General features: G+C 61.3%; 15 protein-coding genes and 1 pseudogene. 4 read left to right on the forward strand and 12 right to left on the reverse strand.

The annotated features are described in order from the left end of the window. Positions 1 to 33 precede the first annotated feature (33 nt). The 8 genes and pseudogenes from B3H86_RS01855 to B3H86_RS01890 all read right to left on the reverse strand — a co-directional run bounded on the left by B3H86_RS01855 (position 34) and on the right by B3H86_RS01890 (position 9,057). The gene (locus B3H86_RS01855; RefSeq protein WP_292050868.1) at positions 34 to 1,503 is read right to left on the reverse strand and encodes a PepSY-associated TM helix domain-containing protein; all 1,470 of its coding nucleotides are present in this window, start codon (positions 1,501 to 1,503) and stop codon (positions 34 to 36) included. 41 nt (positions 1,504 to 1,544) lie between these two features. Further along, positions 1,545 to 2,102, reverse strand: a complete 558-nt coding sequence (locus B3H86_RS01860) for a hypothetical protein (RefSeq protein ID WP_292050869.1) — start codon at positions 2,100 to 2,102, stop codon at positions 1,545 to 1,547. Between the two features lie 137 nt (positions 2,103 to 2,239). Further along, positions 2,240 to 2,449 (reverse strand): cold-shock protein, encoded by a 210-nt coding sequence (locus tag B3H86_RS01865; protein ID WP_292050870.1) that lies wholly within the window; start codon positions 2,447 to 2,449, stop codon positions 2,240 to 2,242. 275 nt (positions 2,450 to 2,724) lie between these two features. Continuing rightward, on the reverse strand, positions 2,725 to 4,470 hold the full coding sequence (locus tag B3H86_RS01870; protein ID WP_292050913.1) for an autotransporter outer membrane beta-barrel domain-containing protein: 1,746 nt from the start codon (positions 4,468 to 4,470) through the stop codon (positions 2,725 to 2,727). 60 nt (positions 4,471 to 4,530) lie between these two features. Beyond that, positions 4,531 to 5,961, reverse strand: a pseudogene (locus B3H86_RS01875) (S8 family serine peptidase); the annotation flags it as partial. 312 nt (positions 5,962 to 6,273) lie between these two features. Next, positions 6,274 to 7,263 carry an alpha/beta fold hydrolase gene (locus B3H86_RS01880; RefSeq protein ID WP_292050871.1) on the reverse strand — a complete coding sequence of 330 codons (990 nt, stop codon included), beginning with the start codon at positions 7,261 to 7,263 and terminating at the stop codon, positions 6,274 to 6,276. Next, on the reverse strand, positions 7,260 to 8,165 hold the full coding sequence (locus B3H86_RS01885) for a class I SAM-dependent methyltransferase (RefSeq protein WP_292050872.1): 906 nt from the start codon (positions 8,163 to 8,165) through the stop codon (positions 7,260 to 7,262). Before B3H86_RS01885 ends, B3H86_RS01880 begins: the two co-directional genes overlap by 4 nt. Positions 8,166 to 8,250: 85 nt before the next feature. Then, positions 8,251 to 9,057 carry a class I SAM-dependent methyltransferase gene (locus B3H86_RS01890; RefSeq protein WP_292050873.1) on the reverse strand — a complete coding sequence of 269 codons (807 nt, stop codon included), beginning with the start codon at positions 9,055 to 9,057 and terminating at the stop codon, positions 8,251 to 8,253. Positions 9,058 to 9,309: 252 nt separating this feature from the next. On the opposite strand from B3H86_RS01890, the gene B3H86_RS01895 reads away from it, so the two are divergent. Continuing rightward, positions 9,310 to 9,780 carry an Hsp20 family protein gene (locus B3H86_RS01895; RefSeq protein WP_292050874.1) on the forward strand — a complete coding sequence of 157 codons (471 nt, stop codon included), beginning with the start codon at positions 9,310 to 9,312 and terminating at the stop codon, positions 9,778 to 9,780. An 85-nt stretch (positions 9,781 to 9,865) separates the two neighbouring features. Here the strand turns inward: B3H86_RS01895 and B3H86_RS01900 are convergent, their stop codons facing one another. Genes B3H86_RS01900 through gpmA form a run of 3 tightly spaced genes read right to left on the reverse strand, consistent with a single transcriptional unit; the run spans position 9,866 to position 12,544 of the window. Then, positions 9,866 to 11,146: a pentapeptide repeat-containing protein gene (locus B3H86_RS01900; protein WP_292050875.1), complete on the reverse strand. Its 1,281-nt coding sequence runs from the start codon at positions 11,144 to 11,146 to the stop codon at positions 9,866 to 9,868. Positions 11,147 to 11,192: 46 nt separating this feature from the next. After that, a complete protein-coding gene (gene ribD, locus B3H86_RS01905; protein WP_292050876.1) occupies positions 11,193 to 11,828 on the reverse strand; it encodes a bifunctional diaminohydroxyphosphoribosylaminopyrimidine deaminase/5-amino-6-(5-phosphoribosylamino)uracil reductase RibD in 636 nt (211 codons plus the stop codon). Between the two features lie 2 nt (positions 11,829 to 11,830). After that, positions 11,831 to 12,544, reverse strand: a complete 714-nt coding sequence (gpmA, locus tag B3H86_RS01910; protein WP_292050877.1) for a 2,3-diphosphoglycerate-dependent phosphoglycerate mutase — start codon at positions 12,542 to 12,544, stop codon at positions 11,831 to 11,833. A gap of 204 nt (positions 12,545 to 12,748) precedes the next feature. Here gpmA and B3H86_RS01915 point away from each other — a divergent pair, with 204 nt between their 5' ends. Next, complete coding sequence (locus tag B3H86_RS01915) at positions 12,749 to 14,248, forward strand: phosphomannomutase/phosphoglucomutase (RefSeq protein ID WP_292050878.1); 1,500 nt, start codon at positions 12,749 to 12,751, stop codon at positions 14,246 to 14,248. A gap of 12 nt (positions 14,249 to 14,260) precedes the next feature. Then, positions 14,261 to 15,571: an FAD/NAD(P)-binding protein gene (locus B3H86_RS01920; RefSeq protein ID WP_292050879.1), complete on the forward strand. Its 1,311-nt coding sequence runs from the start codon at positions 14,261 to 14,263 to the stop codon at positions 15,569 to 15,571. A 46-nt stretch (positions 15,572 to 15,617) separates the two neighbouring features. Here B3H86_RS01920 and glmM read toward each other — a convergent pair whose 3' ends face one another. Further along, on the reverse strand, positions 15,618 to 16,964 hold the full coding sequence (gene glmM, locus B3H86_RS01925) for a phosphoglucosamine mutase (RefSeq protein ID WP_292050880.1): 1,347 nt from the start codon (positions 16,962 to 16,964) through the stop codon (positions 15,618 to 15,620). 173 nt (positions 16,965 to 17,137) lie between these two features. On the opposite strand from glmM, the gene glmS reads away from it, so the two are divergent. Beyond that, positions 17,138 to 18,952, forward strand: a complete 1,815-nt coding sequence (gene glmS, locus B3H86_RS01930) for a glutamine--fructose-6-phosphate transaminase (isomerizing) (protein ID WP_292050881.1) — start codon at positions 17,138 to 17,140, stop codon at positions 18,950 to 18,952. Positions 18,953 to 18,994: the final 42 nt, after the last annotated feature.

The raw sequence follows: 18,994 nt of genomic DNA on the forward strand, positions 1-18,994 counted from the left end.
GTTCCGGGACGGGCCATAAGGATTTTTCGTAGATCAGGTCTGTCTGGAAGTGTCCGCGCGGACGGCTTTCCAGGTCGTGCCGATGATGAAAAGGCCCACCAGCACCAGCGGCAGATTGACCTGTACCGCAGCGGTCGAGAACGAGCCGTGGACCGCCATGTGCGACAGCGGCACCGCCAGAACCGCCAGGCCCAACAGGCCGCGCATCAAACGTGATACCGCCTTATGTCCAGCTGCCGAGAACCGCATGCTGATGATCGACAGCACAATCAGCGCCACCATCTGCGCCCAGAACAGGGGCACGGGCGGCCAGCCGGTGGGCATGCCTATGGCAAATGTCAGGGCGATGGCTGCCGGTGCGCCATAGACGATGGCAATCCATAGTCTGTGCAATGCGGGACGCGGGCGTCCCTTTGCCGCCGATTTGATCAGCCAGATGTCCATGCCCGCTGCAATCATGACCGTCAGGGCAAAGCCGAGAACAACATAGGCCAGTTTGACGAGCGGCCCGCCAAAGCTTCCAAAGTGCAGGGTATAGACACTGGCCGCGATTTGCCGACCCACAGGGCCATCGGAAATATTGTGGCTGCCGACCAGATTTCCGAGCGCATCAAATCGCCAGACCTCGCCGTAAACCAGACGGTTCTTCGGCAGGGTGGTGATTTCCAGCGCCTCCTTGGGTGTCCCGACATTATGAAGGGCGACATAGGCCACGGGTTGATCCGGATGGGCCGCGCGAACCTGTCTGATGCCGTTGGCAATGGCCGTGGTGCCTTGCAGCGCCCGCCCGCCCGTAGCGGCCTGCATCTCGGCCTCGGAGCCGAAAATCGGCTCGTATGCCTTGAGCATATTGCCGTCGTACGCCAGCATCCCGAGAGCAAGCGCCACAAGTTGCGCCAGACCGATCAGCGTGCCCGTCAGGGTCACCATCAGCCCATAGGGCAACGTCCAGGTGCCGATCCGGTTATGGATATCCGAGCGGGTCAGTGGCCCCTGCTGTCTCAGACGGATGGTGAAGGCATCCTTGAACATGCGCGGATGAGCCAGCGCCCCGCCGATCAGCAGCGCCATCATGCCGACCCCGAACAGGCAGACGACGATCATGCCGAACGTCTCGGGCAGATGCAGGTAATAGTGCAGCTCTGTCAGGAAGTGTGTCAGGTCATGCGAGGCCGGCCCGTACAACTGACCCGACGCGTCATAGGCCTGTGACACATGTCCATAGCCACCGGCCATACGGGGCATGTTCGGGTTGGGCAGACCAAAGAACAGGCTGGTTTCCAGCGCCGTACGGGTTTTGTCCGCCACCATGACCGAGCGCATGTCGGTGATCGCGCGGGCGGCGGCTTCGGGCGATACCTGCGTGAACTCGGGTACAGCGGGACGTTCCCAGCGCTCGACTTCGACATAGTAGACGCCGATCCATCCTGTCAGACAGATCAGGTACAGAATGGCCGAGAGGGCAAGCCCCAGCGTCTTGTGCCCTTCCAGAAGACGGCGCACCAGGCGATTGGACGATTTCGGCCATACCGTTTTCGCCATGATCACAGCCTCCAGTACGCAAGGGCGATGAACACACCGCACAGGGCGCTCATCATCCCCAAGGCCCGCCACGCACGCTCCGCCCCCAGGCTCCAGATCTGGAACAGGGCGTAACCCACCAGGAAGACAAAGACCGCGGTCACGAAACGTGTCGCGTCATGGCCGCCCGACAATGACCAGACCAGCAGCCCCGCCGACAATCCGGCCACAGGGGCCACCAGAATGGCGGCCAGGGCACGGGCGGCCGTTCCCGACCGGCCCGTGCGCTTTTTCGTGTCAGGCACGGCCTTTCGCGTTTCGGGAAAGGGCAACAAACCCGCTGTTGGCTTGCCTTTCAGGACAACGGCCATCCCCCCGAACATCACCACCAAGGTGGCGAATGCCGTCCCGACATCGGGGTTGGAGAAGGTGCTCCAGCAGACAATGGAAAGGGCCACCAGCCCCCATGCGGCCGCAACCAGCAGCCGGTGCCGCCGCGTATCCTGCCAGCGGATAAACAAGAGCCAGACAGCCGACAGTGCCGCGCCGGTCCCGACTACAATCAGTAACGTTGATACCATTCCTTTCCGTAACAAGTTATACGCGAAAAACAAGGCAATTGATAATCAATCGCAATAATTATGGCCGATCCCGCGTATAGAAAAAGGCCGCCCCGCTAGGCGGGACGGCCTTTCACATTTCGCTTGCGCTGTTCTGATTACAGAACTTGCAGCTGACCGGCCGAAACCTTGCCGCTGCGGCGATCGGTTTCCAGCTCGTACGAGACAGCTTGGCCGTCGTTCAGGCCGCGCAGGCCAGCGGCTTCAACAGCCGAGATGTGGACGAATACGTCGTTGCCACCAGCTTCAGGAGCGATGAAACCATAGCCCTTGGTGGAGTTGAACCATTTTACGGTGCCGTTAGCCATTGGATGACCTCCGTTATAGTGAAGCGCGAGGACCTATTCCTCGGGCCGGTCGGGTCTAGGGAAACGGCAGATCTCAATGCGTCGCAAAGAAGAAAGGGCGTTACGCAGAGATATCGACGGCGAAAGTGTGAACTTTTTAAGTGTCGTAATCAAGGCTGTTTTGAATACGGGCCAATTATTGAGCCCTCCAGCCGGTGCGCCCGAAATAAAGAAACCCCCGCAGGCCGGGCCTGCGGGGGATATCAGGTTGAGAAGATAAGCCTTGCGTGACGGGCTTAGAACTTGACCGTCAGCTTACCGTACAGGCGGTTATCGGTGTAATCCGAGCCGTGGTTGCCCGAGTAGCCGAAGTCGATAGCCGCACGCGGGTTCATCTCCACGTTCAGTCCGATGCCGGTGGTCAGGCTGTCGCCGGCAAGCGAGGCCGCGCGGACATCGAAGACCGGACCATCAGCAAAACGGGCGTTGAAGACAGGACCGTCATCGTTGACGTTCTCGGTCCAGGCCAGATGGCCCACGAGGGTCAGCTTCGGACGGCCACCCTCACCGCCAGCCAGTGCCGTACGGGTGCGGACACCCGCCGTGATCAGGTCGGCTTTTTCACTGATGGTGCCAGACAGAGCCGCGTCGCCGCCAATCTCCTTCATATCGGCATCGTAAACGACGTGGGCGTAGTTGGCATAAGGCTCGAACACAGTGCCGCGCGCTTCGGCCTTCCACGAGACTTCGGCATAGGCTTGCCAGCCGTCACCTTCATAGTCGCCGATCAGCTGGTCGGAGAAGGCGTTCAGCGTGACATTGCGCTTGGTACCGACATCGGACTGGGTCCATGCCCCGCCCAGACGGAAGTTGAACGCACCCGAGTTCAGGCCGGCATACAGACCGATATTGCGGGTACGGACATCAGCCGTCGTTGCCAGGTCATAGCCGCGCAGCTCGCTCTTGTTCTCGGCAAAGGCGATACCCAGGTGGCCACGCTCGAAAGCCTTGTCCAGACCGACCACATAGCCGCCGGACTGGATATCGAAGCCACGGTAATCCTTGCTGCCGTCATACTCGCCCTGACCGAAGACACCGGTAGCCCAGGCATAGACGCCACGGCCATCAACCGGCTCAACAATGCTGGCCGAGCCGGTGCGGGCACGGTCAAGCATGGCGTTGCGGATGATACGGCTGTCAGCGGTGGCAACACCACCCAGAGCCGCGTGGGCTTCACCCGTCAGATATGGCAGGGCAGCGCTGACCGCTTCCAGACTGCCGTCCAGAACCGCATCCTCGAGAGCCAGATTGCCGCTGGTGGATGTTCCCGATGTCATGACATCCAGGGCACCACCGACAGCCTGCTCGTTCGGAGTTTTGCCAGCGGAGGCAATCTTGACGTCATTGCGCAGCAGGCTGAGCAGGACGACATTGTCCTCATAGGTGAGGGTCGGCTTCAGGAAGGCCAGGTCACTGGTCACACCGTCAAACGTGCCCGTGACGCCGCCGTCTGCCGTCAGGATACGCATGCCTCGCGTACGCAGGTTCCAGTTCCCCTGGTCTGCCTTGACGATGACATTGCCGCCTTCAAGCGTGGCCGTACCGCCGACATTGAGCTTGGAGTAGTTCACGCCGTTGACCGCCGAACGCACCCACAGATAGGAGCCCGGCTGGAACACCGCATTACCGGTTACCGTCAGCGTACCGAACGGATTGGCCGCGTTACCCGGAGCCACCACGCCGCCTTCCTGGGCGGTCAGGTTGGCCAAGGCCCCGATGCCGCCGATGATACCCGTCTCGGCGACGGAAATCTCAGAGCGATTGATCGAACCGTCTACGGTCAGCAAGCCGCCCAGAGCGCGGGTCGCGCCGGTGTAGTCAACAGAGCCGGTCAGAACCAACTCGCCGCCACCGATCTTCGTCAGACCGCCGATGTCGTCAGGATTCAATTCCAGAACCTGTGCCGAGTAGCGGTCACGAGCGTCAACAATATCATTGGACCAGATATCGACAGTGCCAGCGGCAACATTAACATCGCGCACCGCACGTAGTGCGCTAGGTCCATTAAGAGCATCCCCCATCTGCGGGACACCCCAACCGGTACGGATGTCTACCCCAGCAATATCAATATCACGCGATGTCGACGTAATAATATCTGTCAGAAGTGCGGTAGAATATTCCGGGAATGCCTGAGCAAGTACTGCAGCAAATCCTGAAATATTCGGCGCCGACATCGACGTACCTGTATTCAGTCCATAGCCAAGGCCATTGTAATTAAAGAACTGATCAATCAGCGCAAATCGCTGTTCATCCAACTCAGTCAACAGAGCTGTTGTAAATTCTTGACCTAGAAGATTAACGTTATTTGGTATGGCAAGAAGAACGCCAATTTCAAATGCTGCGCCACCTGGAGTTAAAGGATTAACTGCCGCTGCTGCCAACATCGACAGAACAGCACCACGTCGCGCTAGAGCTGCGCGTTCTGCCGCTATATCGAATGGCGTTCCATTCGCCTGAGCTGTTCTGAATCTAGTATAGTACCTGTTGATATCAGCAAGAAAAAGATTACTGGCATTTTGATAAATGTCATCAACAGACTCGATGCCACGTATCATCGCATTATAAGACGCACGGTCCAGTGCGATAATTCCAGCGCGATCTACACCGGTTTGCTCATAAACGCCTGACAAGATGTCATGGCCCGGGCCGCTGACACACCATGTCGCCGACTGACCGCAAAAAGTCGTCGATGGGCTAGGCCTATCATCGCCTTGATAGTTGGTCACAGACAACCAGTTACCACGCAGATCTGGACGAACGGCCGGAGCAGAAGCGATTCCATTATTGAAGTTTCCTCTACCGTTACCAGCAGAGAACACCATCAAGACATCATTCTGTAAAATTACATCCCTTAGCTCATCGCTAACGCCTGTTCTTGAACCGGGCCCCCATGAGTTATTTATGATACGAACTTCGCCCGTGGAAGCCAGACCCAGCAGATTGTTACCGGCAATTCCTACACCTTCATTATTCAATGCACCCCGATAACCCCAGAAGTCGCCGGATGCAAAATTAGCCGAGGCGGAATACAGGTTTGCACCATAGGCGGTACCGAACATCCTGCCATTTTCTAGACGGTTGCCGGCAGTACTACCAGCAACGTGCGTGCCGTGGCTCTCCCAATACATGCGTGGGTTCACCCCACCATTATTGGCAAAATTGGCAGATGCACCGGTATCGAGGCCACGGATTTTGCCATCACCGGCAAAAAGCGGGTGATCGAAGTAAACGCCGCTGTCGTTGATACCAATCGTCACGCCAGAGCCCGTAAAGCCTCGGGCGTAGGCATGCTCCATGCCCAGATAGCCCTTTGAATAGTCTGCCGAGAACTGAGGATCGTCACGCCAGGACTGGATAGCTGCCTGATAGTCTGAGGTACGCGTCCCATTGGCCATGACATAGGGGCCAGACCCAGCATTCTGAGCATTCACTGCCCCGGCAGTCAGCAAAACCGTTCCGGCCACCGCTGACATCAATAGTTTTTTATACTGCAGCAAAGTTTACCCTCCAAGGATCTCTAGCAAACACTGGTCCAAATGTGTCGAGATAGTGAAGGTATGCCGATCTTTAGCGAGCAAGCGGCACTATTGTGATTTTACATATGTTTACTAATACATTACATGATTTTAATTCGTCTATAGAGATGATTTATTTAAAGCTATTCATTTTAATAATTAATTTCTTTTGAATATGCTTAAGCTGCAATTTTATTGCTCAACCATCAATCAAAAAGCCCTGCCAGCGCTAACACTGACAGGGCCTGATCACTCGAATTCAAAAGCCGACTACGTCCGTGCGGGCGCGAGATAGGCCGCCAGCTCGTCAAATTCCGTTAGAAATATGGCGCGGTGCCCGTCGGTTTCCATGATGACCTCATGCTTTGCACCGGCGACCTCGACGTATCGACCACGGCCGAGACGTCGCGCAGCCCATCGCGCTGTCTGTTTCCACACAACGGTATCCTCACCGGCCTGCACCACGCAGACCGGGATCTTCACCTGTTTGAGCGCCCGCGATTTCAGCACACGGTCACCCGCATCCAGGGCAAAGCCGAGCCAGCCCCATGTCGGTCCCCCGATCGCCAGATGAGGACACGCAAAAATCTGCTGCTGCCACAGACTGTAGCGGTCCCTGTCGGATGTCAGGGCGTTATTCTCGAACGTGTGCACAAAGGGATCATCGGCATTGTCGAGCACATAGTCCCCGCCCTTGCCGTTTCTCAGGGCCCAGCGCACCGCCAGCTTGACCGACCACATGGACCGTTTGCCCGTTTTGATGCGCAGCATCGGGCTGCACAGCAGGGCACCGGAAAAACGGTCGTCTCCATTTTCGAGGGTCAAGAGATTCAGGGCCGCGCCCATCGAATGCCCGACCATGATCCACGGCTTGGGCATCTGGTCCTTATAGGCGTCAATCAGGCGGTCGTAGTCATCGAGGAACTCTTCGACGGCACGCGCATGACCTTTCAGACGGTCCGGCAACAGACGCGCCGAAAGCCCCTGTCCACGCCAGTCGTGCGCCAGAACACAAAAGCCGCGCGCCAGCAGATTGCCGATCAACTCATAGTATTTCTCGATGGGCTCGGTACGCCCAGGGCTGAGGACCACCGTACCGCGCGGTGTCTTCGATTGCAGGACCGACGGCTGCCACAGGGCCGCACGTAGCCGCAGACCGCCCGCTCCTCTGAACCAGTCAGCCTCGCCCCCGGGAGGCGCGCTGGCTCCGGGAACACCCATCAACGGGGCCTGGGTGGAAAGAGGAGATTCGCGGCTCACTCGGGCTTCCTGAATTTAAGGGTCATACGGTCGGACTCGCCGATCGCATCGTATTTGCTGTGATCGAACTCAAAATTCGGCGGCTCGCCCGGTGCCGAGGAACGGCGCGTGGGCGGCAGGGTTTCGACGCCGAACGGATGGTTTTTCGTGTCTTCCGGGTTGGCGTTGATTTCCGAGGACTCGACAAAGACAAAGCCCGCCTCTTCGGCCAGCTGACGCACGAAGGCCTCTTGAACATAGCCATTGGCCGCCGCGGGATCCTGATCCTCATCGGGCCCCAGACGATGCTGCTCGACGCCCAGAATACCGCCGGGGCGCAGCGCCGCAAAAGCGTCCGCAAAGGCTTTCTCGGCAATGCCTGCCGCCATCCAGACGTGGATATAGCGCATGAACAGCGCCAAATCGGCGGTGCCCGGTGCATCGACCACAGAGCCCGAACCGACACCGAAGTTGGTGAACTCGACCTTGCCATAAAGCTTGCGGTCGGATTCCAGACGCGCCTTAAGGGCATTGTTCACGGCGACCTGAGCCGGATCAGCCCCTTCGCCCTCCACAAAGCCTGCGACGAACAGCTGTCCCTTGCCGCGGTTCAGATAGGGCGCGAGAATATCGGTATACCAGCCACCGCCGGGCCAGAATTCGACGACCTTCATCGTCGGCTGCAGACCGAAGAAACGCAGCGTCTCCATCGGGTGACGCCACTGGTCACGCGCCTTGTCCTCGTCCGATCGCCACGGGCCTTCGACAGCCCATTCCAGGGAACCTTCCGGCGGACCTTCGGCAACCGCTTGCCTGGCCGGCGCTTCCTCGACCTTCTTGTTGCGGTTACAGCCTGCAACCAGCAGCATGCCGCCGGCCGAAGCGCCGCAAAGGAAAAGGCGTCGTGATGTCGATACGGTCATAAAACTCCTCCGTCTCGACCGGACGGACCGATCACAGACTTGGTCGTGACTAAATCGCCGCGCTTGTGGCACGGCGATTTGGCCATCATTGGGCCGAATACGGCTTGCGGAAACGCAAGGTCATACGGTCACTTTCCCCGATGGCATCCAGCGCGGCGCGCTCGTCTGCGGTCAGGGTACGCCCCTCTCCCTCCGAACGGCGCACGGGCGGCAAGCTCCATACACCGAACGGATGGTTATGGTTGTCTTTGGGATTGGCGTTGATGTCGCTTCGGGCGTCCAGCTCGAAACCGGCATCGCGCGCCATGCGGATAACCCAGCTCTCAGGTACATATCCCGTTTGGGCCACGGCCTCGACGGCCACACCCTCATCGCTGCGGTGCTGTTCGACAGCCAGAACGCCGCCGGGCTTCAGCGCTTTGAAGAAGGCCTGAAGATAGGGCTCTACACGACCGGCGCGATGCCAGTTGTGAAAGGCGCGCGCCACCACAACCATATCCGCCGTGCCATCGGCCACGCCCATAGACTCAACCGGGTTGGATACCGCCACATAGGTCCCGCCTGTCGAGGCGGCATAGGGTTCGAGGATATTGCGCCACCAGCCCGCGCGGCCCGGCTCGATCTCGACCACCGTCTGGCCGGGTTGAAGCCCCCAGAAGGTCAGGGTTTCCATCGGATGCCGATAGACGTCACGCGCCTTGTCGGCAGCGGGTCGGCTGTCGGAAGCGATGGCGGCCTGAAGCGCTGTATCTTCGCCGGGCACCGGCATCGCCATTGCAAGGCCCTGGCGTTGCGGCAGATTGGCGGGGAACTCTGTCGGGGCAGTCTGCGCCATAGCCGATCCACTGATCAGCAGGGTGGCCGCCAAGGTACCAAGGACGAGCGGTCGCATGGGATCTCCGTGTCGTCGATTTGAAGGCTGGCAGCGATTGTTAAGGTGCTTCGCGCCTACGGCAAGGCCACAGACAATCGAATTACCCTCTTGAACGCCAAAATCGACATCCTAACTAATCTGGCGAAGGCGCCGCTTACGGGTCTTCCGGTCAGATCGAGGCCTCGAAAGGCTCGGTTCGACTGATCCCCGATGTGGTCTGGGGCAAATCGCCAGATCACCCAACCTTGCTGACCTTTCAGGAGGATGCAGATGCGTACCTATGATTTCACCCCGCTGTTCCGTACCGCCGTCGGCTTTGATCGCCTGGCCCGTCAGATCGAGACGGCTGCCCGCTCGAGCCAGGAAACCGGCTGGCCGCCCTACAACATCGAGAGCACGGGCGAAGACGCCTATCGCATCGAATTGGCTGTGGCAGGCTTTGCTCCGGACGAGCTGAACATCGAAGCCAAGGAAAACCTGCTGACCGTGACCGGCAAGAAGCCGCCGCAGGACGAAAGCGTCCAGCGCACCTTCCTGCACCGCGGTCTGGCCGAGCGCGACTTCGAGCGCCGCTTCCAGCTGGCCGACTATGTGGTCGTTAAAGGTGCCAGCCTGAACCACGGCCTGCTGACCATCGACCTGCAGCGCGAGCTGCCGGAATCCCTCAAGCCGCGCCGCATCGAGATCGCTGACGGCTCTACGCTGATCGAAAGCAAGGCCAGCGACAAGAAGGCCGCCTAAAGGCTTTCGCTTCCTTCCCCTCTCGCGAGTTCGGGCGGCTCCCTACTGGGGGCCGCCTTTTTCGTACGGATAGAGAATAGAGAACTCAGGCCTCGGCGGCGGCACGAACCGCGCCGGCATCCATGCCGCGCATATTGTCGAGGCGCGTACGCTCCAGCGTGGCCCCGCGCAGTTGTGCGGCCAGAACTCTGGCCCGCGACATGTCCGCATCCGTCAGGTTCACCCGACGCATGTCCGCGCCCGTCAGATCAACCCCTCTCAGACTTGCCCCTGTCAGATCGGCAGGCAAAAGCCGATCTGCTGTCAGAAGCAGCGGCCCGAGCTGGGCATCGCGCAGATCCGATCCATTCAGGCGCGCACCGGCCAGTCGCGCCCCGCGAAGATCTGCACCGCGAAGGTTTACCGATCTCAGGTCCGCGCCTTCCAGCTGTGCGCCCTGCAACTGCACCCCCTGCATATCCAGCCCGTAAAAGACCGCCCCCTTGGCCGACAGGGCCGTCAGGTTCAGACCGGCGATACTGTCCAGCGGGCGCAAGTCCACGCCGTCAAAAACCGATGGCTGGCCTTCACGGCCGCCTGTCTCGCACCATTGGGCGTGCACCCTCAGCATTTCTGCCGCCGGAAGCGCAGCCACGGGCTCAGCCGAAGACCCAGTATCGGTCAGCGCCCCTTCCATATTGGCCCCGTCGGCGCGCCACATGGTGGATTTCACACCCACCAGAATAGCGCCCGACAGATCCGCACCGGACAGGTCTGCGCCTGACAGATCGGCACCGGCCAGATCCGCGCCCCTGAAGCTGGCCTGTTTGAGATTGGCGCGGACCAGCTTGCAGTCCTTCATCACGGCATCGGTAAAATCGGCTGCGATGGCGATCACGCCTGTCAGGCGCGAACGCTCCAGATTGGCACCAGACAGGTTCGCGCCCTGAGCCTCGGTATCGGACCGTTTGCGGGCTTCCAGCACACGATAGCCCAGCTTGGCATCGGAGGCGGCAATCGCCCCTTCACGCAGGTCGGCCTCGAACATGTCGGCACCCGACAGGTCTGCGCCCCGCAGGCAGGCACCGCGCAGATCGGCGCGTCTCAGACTGGCGTCCGTCAGATCCACGTCCTGCATATCGGCACCGAAGAAGTTGGCATTGTCCAGCTTGGCACCACCAAGCTGGGTACCGATCAGGCTAGCCGCGGTGAAATCCGCATCGGCCAGATTGCGTCCACGCAGGTCCAGTCCGCCAAGATCCATCCACGCAAAGACTGCCCGCGCACCACCGGGACGTGCCTGCCAAAGCCGGTCATGCTTCTGGCAGATGATATCCACTTCAGCCTGCGTCAGGCGTCTGCGTGAGGGAGTGTCGGCATCGCTCATGGCTCCAGTATACCTACCGGGCCATTAAGGAAGCTTTGCTGCAAGTCTATTGGGTGAGCAGGCCCGCTTCGCGAAGCGCGTCGGCCAGAGGCCCTTCTGTCGTCCAGACGCGGGTATAACCGGCCTCGCCCAGACGGTTCAGCTCGGCTTTCAGATCCGCCTTGGGAGAGGCGGCAAAGCGGGCATCGAAACCCTTGCCGTCTTCGGACACACGCACCATCGGGCGCCCTGTTTCAAGGCGGTGCAGGAAGCCTTCGCAAAGAGAGAGGGCTTCTTTTTCAAGCACACCGGCATCCACCTGCAGCCCTTCGGAGCGCAGGCGCTCCACGCCGCGGCCCGAGGCGAACGGTGACGGATCGAAGGCCCCGATCACAACGCGTTCGATACCGGCTTCGGTCAGGAACTGGGCGCAGGACTTGCGCCCCGAGGAGCGCGCACCGCACGGCTCCAACGTCACATAGGCCGTCGCGCCCTTGGCGGCATCGCCTGCTGCGGGAACGGCCTGTTCCTCGGCATGGGGGCGGCCCCCAGCAGCGGTGGCAGCCTCTCCGACAATCTGGCCATCCTTGACGATGACGCAGCCAACAGCCGGATTGGGCCAGGTCTGCCCCATGTTTTCCATCGCCAGCGCAATGGCGCGGCGCATGAAGATTTCGTCCTGTTCCAATCCGGTGTTGCTCATGTTCAGATGATTTCCGGCAGCGGCGTAGCGCGGCTCTGGTCCAGGAAGCGGGCCGAAACCGGCTTCAGTTCTGCGTCGAGTTCGATATCCAGCGGATTGCTGGTCGGGATTTCCACGTCCACGATCCTGTCGTCGGCCACTTTGAACAGCAGTTTGACGATGGCGCGCAGCGAGTTGCCGTGGGCGGCGATCAGGACGTCCTCTCCGGCCTTGAGGCGCGGCGCGATCTCGGCATCCCAATAGGGCTGCACGCGGTCAAGCGTGGTCTTCAGGCTTTCGGTGTCCGGAATGTCCTTGCCCGCATAGCGTTCGTCATTGGCGAAGCTGTATTCGCTGTCGGCGGCCAGCGGCGGCGGCGGCACATCGTAGGAACGGCGCCAGATCTTGACCTGATCGTCACCGTGCTTGGCGGCGGTCTCGGCCTTGTCCAGACCCGTCAGGCCACCATAGTGACGCTCGTTCAGACGCCAGTCCTCGATGACCTCGACGTCCGTCAGACCTGCGGTTTCCAGCGCGATCGCGCCGGTGCGCTTGGCGCGCGTCAGGACCGAGGTGAACATCACTGACGGTTTGAAACCGGCCTCGGCGATCAGTTCGCCACCCTTGCGGGCCTGGGCTTCGCCCTCTTCGGTCAGGTTGACGTCAACCCAGCCGGTGAAGCGGTTTTCAAGGTTCCACTGGCTTTGACCGTGGCGCAGCAGGATCAGACGCGACATTGAGCACTCCGTTATCTTAGGGGCATGGCTATGGGTCGGGGCTCAATCGGTCAAGGCTGTATTGGCAACACAGATTGAACCACCCCTTCCCGATGACATTTTCTAACGGTTGCCAGAATGACAGTGCCGATGGTCTAAGAGGCCCTTCCTATCGGCCCGCTCTACTGGCTGGCCCACTCGCCTACACAGGTTACGGATACCGAAATGCTCAAACCCCGTCAGGACCTCAAGCCCAATACGGCCGCCTATGAGACCGTGGCACTGGTCAAACCCACGGGGTTCCGCGAATACGATGCCCGCTGGATTCTTGAAAAAGAGATCAATCTGCTGGGCATCCAGGCGCTGGGTCTGGGTCTGGCGACCTATATCCACGAACAGAACATCGAGCCCAAGATCGTCATCGGCCACGATTTCCGCGGCTATTCCCTGTCGGTCAAACAGGCCCTGACGATCGGCCTGCTGCAAGGCGGCATGCAGGTTCTGGATATCGGCCTCGCCCTTTCGCCGACCGCCTATTACGCCCAGTTCGCTCTGGATTGTCCGTGCGTGGCTATGGTCACCGCCAGCCATAACGAGAACGGCTGGACCGGCGTGAAGATGGGCGCGAACAGGCCCCTGACCTTTGGTCCCGACGAGATGACCCGCCTGAAGGAGATCGTCCTTGGCGGTCTGGGCGTGGAGCGTGCGGGCGGCACCCTGACCCGCATCGAGAACTTTGCCGAACAATACATCGCCGACGTCGCCACAAAGGCGCAGATCAAGCGCCCGCTGAAGGTGGTCGCGGCCTGCGGCAACGGCACCGCCGGTGCCTTCGCCCCCGAGGCCCTGCGCCGTATGGGCGTTGAGGTCATCGAGATGGATACCGAGCTCGACTACACCTTCCCCAAATACAATCCGAACCCCGAAGACCACGCCATGCTGGTGCAGATGGCGGCCAAGGTTAAGGAAACCGGCGCCGACCTCGCGCTGGGCTTTGACGGTGACGGCGACCGCTGTGGCGTGGTCGATGACACGGGCGAGGAAATCTTCGCCGACAAGATCGGCCTGATGCTCGCCCGCGACCTGTCGGCGGTCTATCCGAACTCGACCTTCGTGGTCGATGTGAAGTCGACGGGGCTCTACAAAACCGACGAGGTCCTGAAGGCCAATGGGGCGACCACCGTCTATTGGAAGACCGGCCACTCCTACATCAAGCGCAAGACCGCCGAGATCGGCGCGCTGGCGGGCTTTGAGAAGTCGGGCCACTTCTTCATGGCCGGAGATCTGGGCCACGGCTATGACGATGGTCTGGTGGCTGCCGCCGCCATCCTCGCCATGCTGGATCGCAACCCCGACAAGAAACTGTCGGAACTGAAGGCCGCCCTGCCGCCCGCCTATACCAGCCTGACCATGTCGCCCCACTGCGATGACGAGCTGAAGTACGACGTGCTGGCCCGCATCGTGAAGGAATACGAGGACCTGTTCGCTGCGGGTGGATCGATCCTTGGCCACAAGATCGTCGAGGTGATCACCGTCAACGGCGTGCGCGTCCACCTCGAGGACGGTTCGTGGGTTCTGGTCCGTGCATCGAGCAACAAGCCGGAGTTGGTAGTGGTGGTCGAAAGCATGCAATCCGAAGACGACATGCGCGCACTCTTCCGTGAAGAGGTGAAGCCGCGTCTGGCCAACCATCCGGAAATCGGGGCATTCAATCAGGAAATCTAAGCGGATTTCCTGATGACGACGACGCGTGCCCTTCCTGTCCTTATAATCGGCGGTGGCTTTTCCGGTGCCATGCTGGCGGCCCGCCTTGCCGAAAAGGGTCAGGCCAGCACGGTGATCAACAGATCGGGCAGGCGGGGCCTCGGCGTCGCCTATTCCACCGTTGAGGATGTCCACCGCCTTAATGTGCGAACCGCCAACATGGGTGCGCTGGCACACGATGTTGGCGATTTCGCCCGCTGGCTGGAACAACATCATCAGGCCCACGCTGACCCCGAAGGCTTTGCCCCGCGCCGCCTCTACGGGGCCTATGTGCAGCACCGACTGTCAGGGGTGGAGCAACAGCATCCCGATCTGATCCGCTGGATCGAGGGCGAAGCGGTCGGGATCGACGGCACCACGGTCCACCTGTCCGACGGGCGTTCGCTGGATGGCCGCGCTATCGTTCTGGCCAGCGGCAACCCGCCACCACGCACGGGCCGCGACAACGACAGCCCGCGCCGCCTTGCCGATCCCTGGGCGGCCGGTGCGCTGAATAGAATAGCGCCCGACGACAACATCATGGTGCTGGGCACGGGCCTGACCATGGTGGACGTTTTTCTCAGTCTCGATGCCGCCGGATGGCAGGGCCGTGCCTTGGCCGTGTCACGCCGCGGCCTTGCCCCGCGTGCTCACATCTATGGCCACCACCGCGCTGCGTCTCTGCCCGACGCCGCGCTGAAAGGTCCGCTGTCACGCCGCCTCCGCGCCGCCCGCGACCTTGCCCGCTATCATGACTGGCGCGACGTGATGGACGGTTACCGCCCGATCACCGCCCGCCTGTGGGAAGAGGCCACGGAAGACGAGCGAGGGCGCTTCCTGCGTCACCTGCGTCCTTGGTGGGACGTTCACCGCCACCGCATTGCACCGGACGTGGCCGAGGTCCTCTCCGGTCTGGAAAAGGCCGGACGTCTGGAAATCACGGCGGGCCGCCTCGGCAGGATAAGCGACCGCGACGGCGGACTGGACGTCGAATGGACACCGCGCGGCGGACAAGCTCCGCGCCGGGCCAGCGTCCAATGGCTGATCGACTGCACGGGGCCCGGCCATGATCCGGCCCGCGATCCGCTGACCGCGCCTCTAATCGCTTCGGGCCGTCTGTCGGTCGATGCCTTGGGTCTTGGGCTTCGCGTGGCTCAGTCGGGACAGGCCATAGACAGGGATGGCACTGCCGATCCCGTCATCCATGTCCTTGGGCCACCCGCGCGCGGGGCCTTCTGGGAGACGATCGCCGTCCCCGATCTGAGGCAGAGGATCGAGGATATGTCGGATCGCCTTGGACGCTGAAAACAAAAAAGGGCGGCCCGCCAAGGCCGCCCTTTTCTGTCGTTCATCAGGCCTTTTCGACGGCCTCGGCCACGTCGTTGACCACCCGTTTGACAAGGGCCTCGTCGTCACCCTCAGCCATGACGCGGATCAGCTTCTCCGTGCCCGACTTGCGGACCAGAAGGCGGCCCGAGCCATTCAGTCGGGCCTCGGCATCAGCCATGACCTTCTTGACGTTCTCGGTTTCCAGCGGAGCCTCCGAGGTATAGCGCACGTTCTTGAGCAGTTGCGGCACCGGCTCGAACTGGCGGGCCAGCTCGCTCATCGGCACACCGGCTTCCACCAGCACGGCCAGAACCTGAAGCGCCGCCATCAGGCCATCGCCCGTGGTGGCGTGGTCCTTCAGGATAATGTGGCCCGACTGTTCACCGCCGATGTTGAAGCCGCCCTGGCGCATGCGCTCCATCACATAGCGGTCGCCCACCTTGGTACGCTCCAACGTCAAGCCCTCGGCCTTAAGGCGGCGCTCCAGCCCGAGATTGGACATGACCGTCGCCACCACGCCATTGCCGTTCAGTCGGCCACGCTTGGCCCAGTCCAGACCGATCAGGGCCATGATCTGGTCGCCGTCGACCACATGGCCCTTTTCGTCGCAGATAATGACGCGGTCGGCATCGCCGTCCAGCGCGATGCCAATGTCGCAGCGATAGCGTTTAACCGCCTCGGACACGGTTTCGGGATGGGTGGAGCCGCATTCGGCGTTGATGTTCAGGCCGTTCGGCTCGACCCCGACGGGGAATACCTCGGCACCCAATTCATAAAGGGTCGTCGGAGCCACGCGGTAGCCCGCGCCATTGGCGCAGTCGATGGCGACGCGCAGGCCCTTGAGGCTGAGGCGTTTGGGGAAGGCCTGTTTGGCGATTTCGATATAGCGCGGCGGGGCGTCATCGATGCGCTTGACGCGGCCGAGCTTGTTCGACGGCGCGAGGTTCTCGTTCAGAGCCTCGTCCATCATGGCCTCGATCTTCAGCTCGATCTCGTCCGACAGCTTGTAGCCGTCAGGGCCGAACAGCTTGATGCCGTTGTCGGCATAGTCGTTGTGCGAGGCCGAGATCATGATGCCGAGATCGGCACGCATGGAGCGGGTCATCATCGCCACGCCCGGCGTCGGCAGCGGCCCAAAGGTGCGCACGTCCATACCCACAGACGCCAGACCGGCCACCAACGCGGGCTCCAGCATATAGCCGGACAGGCGGGTGTCCTTGCCGATCACCACCAGATGGCGGCGGTCATCGCCGGTGCTGAACAGGCGGCCAGCCGCCAGACCAACGCGCAGGGCGACCTCGGCGGTCATCGGATAGGTATTGGCGCGGCCACGGATGCCGTCGGTACCGAAATATTTTCTCTCGCCCAAAGGCGCATTCCTTCACTGGCGGGATTACGGAAACCTTCCGAAACCCATTTTTTGATGCCGGATGAGCGCACAATGCTTATGTGCCAAGCTCAAAGGCGAAAGCTGAACCTTCTCGCTTACCTCAAACTGGGCCCCCGACGCAAAACCGGACCCACTTTTGTCGGAGTACAACTATGTGCGGCATTATTGGCGTGACCGGAACGGGTCCTGTTGTTCCCCGTCTGATCGACAGCCTGAAGCGTCTGGAGTACCGCGGCTATGATTCCGCCGGTATCGCCGTTCAGGATGAAACCGGTATCCGTCGCCGCCGCGCCAAGGGCAAGATCCGCAACCTCGAAGCCGTTCTGGCCGAAGACCCCATTCAGGGCACTGTCGGCATCGGCCACACCCGCTGGGCCACCCACGGTGCGCCGACCCAGGCCAACGCCCATCCGCACAAGGCGGGCCGCGTCTGTCTGGTCCACAACGGCATCATCGAGAATTTCGCCGAGCTGAAGGCCGAGCTGGAAGCTGAAGGCCGCGTGTTCGAAAGCCAGACCGACACCGAGGTCGTCGCCCATCTGCTCGACCACAACATCGCTGCGGGTATGGCCCCGCTGGATGCCTTCAAGGCCACGCTAGACCGCCTGACGGGGGCCTATGCCCTCGCCGTCCTGATCGAGGGCGAGAAGGAACTGATCCTCGGTGCGCGCCGTGGCAGCCCGCTGGTCGTCGGCTGGGGCGAGGGCGAGATGTATCTCGGCTCGGACGCGCTGGCCGTGGGCCCGTTCACCCAGCAGATTTCCTATCTTGAAGAAGGCGACTTTGTCGCCATGACCCGCAACGACGCGCAAATCTTCAGCGCCGATGGCCAGCCCGCCAACCGTCCGGTCGTCAAGGTCGCCGCCTCCAGCGCCCTCGTGGAAAAGGGCAGCTTCCGCCACTTCATGGAAAAGGAAATCCATGAACAGCCGGACAGCGTCCAGCACACCCTGTCGGAATATCTCGATCTGGTGACGGCCAAGGCCAAGCCCGCCGCAGTGGACTTTGCCAATATCGACCGCATCCAGATCATCGCCTGCGGCACCGCCTTCTATGCGGGCCAGATCGGCCGCTATGCGTTCGAGAAATACGCCGGCCTGCCGTGCGATGTCGAAATCGCGTCCGAGTTCCGTTACCGCGATCCGGCCCTGACCAAAGGTACGCTGGCCGTTGCCGTGAGCCAATCGGGTGAAACGGCGGATACCCTGGCCGGCCTGACGTGGTGCAAGACTCAGGGGCTCAAGACCGCCGCTGTCGTCAACGTCCACACCTCGTCAATGGCCCGCGAGGCCGAGATCCTGTGGCCGACCCACGCCGGTCCCGAAATCGGCGTCGCCTCGACCAAGGCCTTTACCGCACAGGTCGCCGCGCTCCTGTCGCTGGCCATTGCCGCCGGTGTCGCCCGCGGCAAGATCACCGAGGCGCAAGAGGCCGAACTGGTCCGCGCCCTGTTCGAGGCCCCGCGCCTGATCTCCGAAGCCCTCTATATGGACAAGCCGATCCGCCAGCTGGTGCAGGAGCTGGCCAAGGCCCGCGACGTGCTGTTCCTTGGCCGTGGCCCCATGTATCCGCTGGCGATGGAAGGCGCGCTGAAGCTGAAGGAAATCAGCTATATCCATGCCGAAGGCTATGCCGCTGGCGAGCTGAAGCACGGCCCGATCGCCCTGATCGACGAATACACTCCGACCATCGCCCTGGCCCCGCTGGACGAGCTTTACGAAAAGACCGCCTCCAACCTTCAGGAAGTGGCCGCCCGTGGCGGTCCGGTGATCATGATCGCGCCCGCCGATGCGCCGGAACTGCATGGCGATGGCATCGAGCGTATCGCTGCGCCATCGGTCCATCCGATCGCCGCGCCGCTGGTCTATGCGGTGCCGATGCAGCTGCTGTCCTATTTCACCGCCGTGCAGAAGGGCACGGACGTGGACCAGCCGCGCAATCTGGCAAAATCGGTCACTGTCGAATAGTCGATGAACCTCCCCTGCAAACGGCAGTTTAGCTAACTGCCG

This window comes from Brevundimonas sp. UBA5866 (assembly GCF_002432125.1).
Lineage (GTDB): Bacteria > Pseudomonadota > Alphaproteobacteria > Caulobacterales > Caulobacteraceae > Brevundimonas.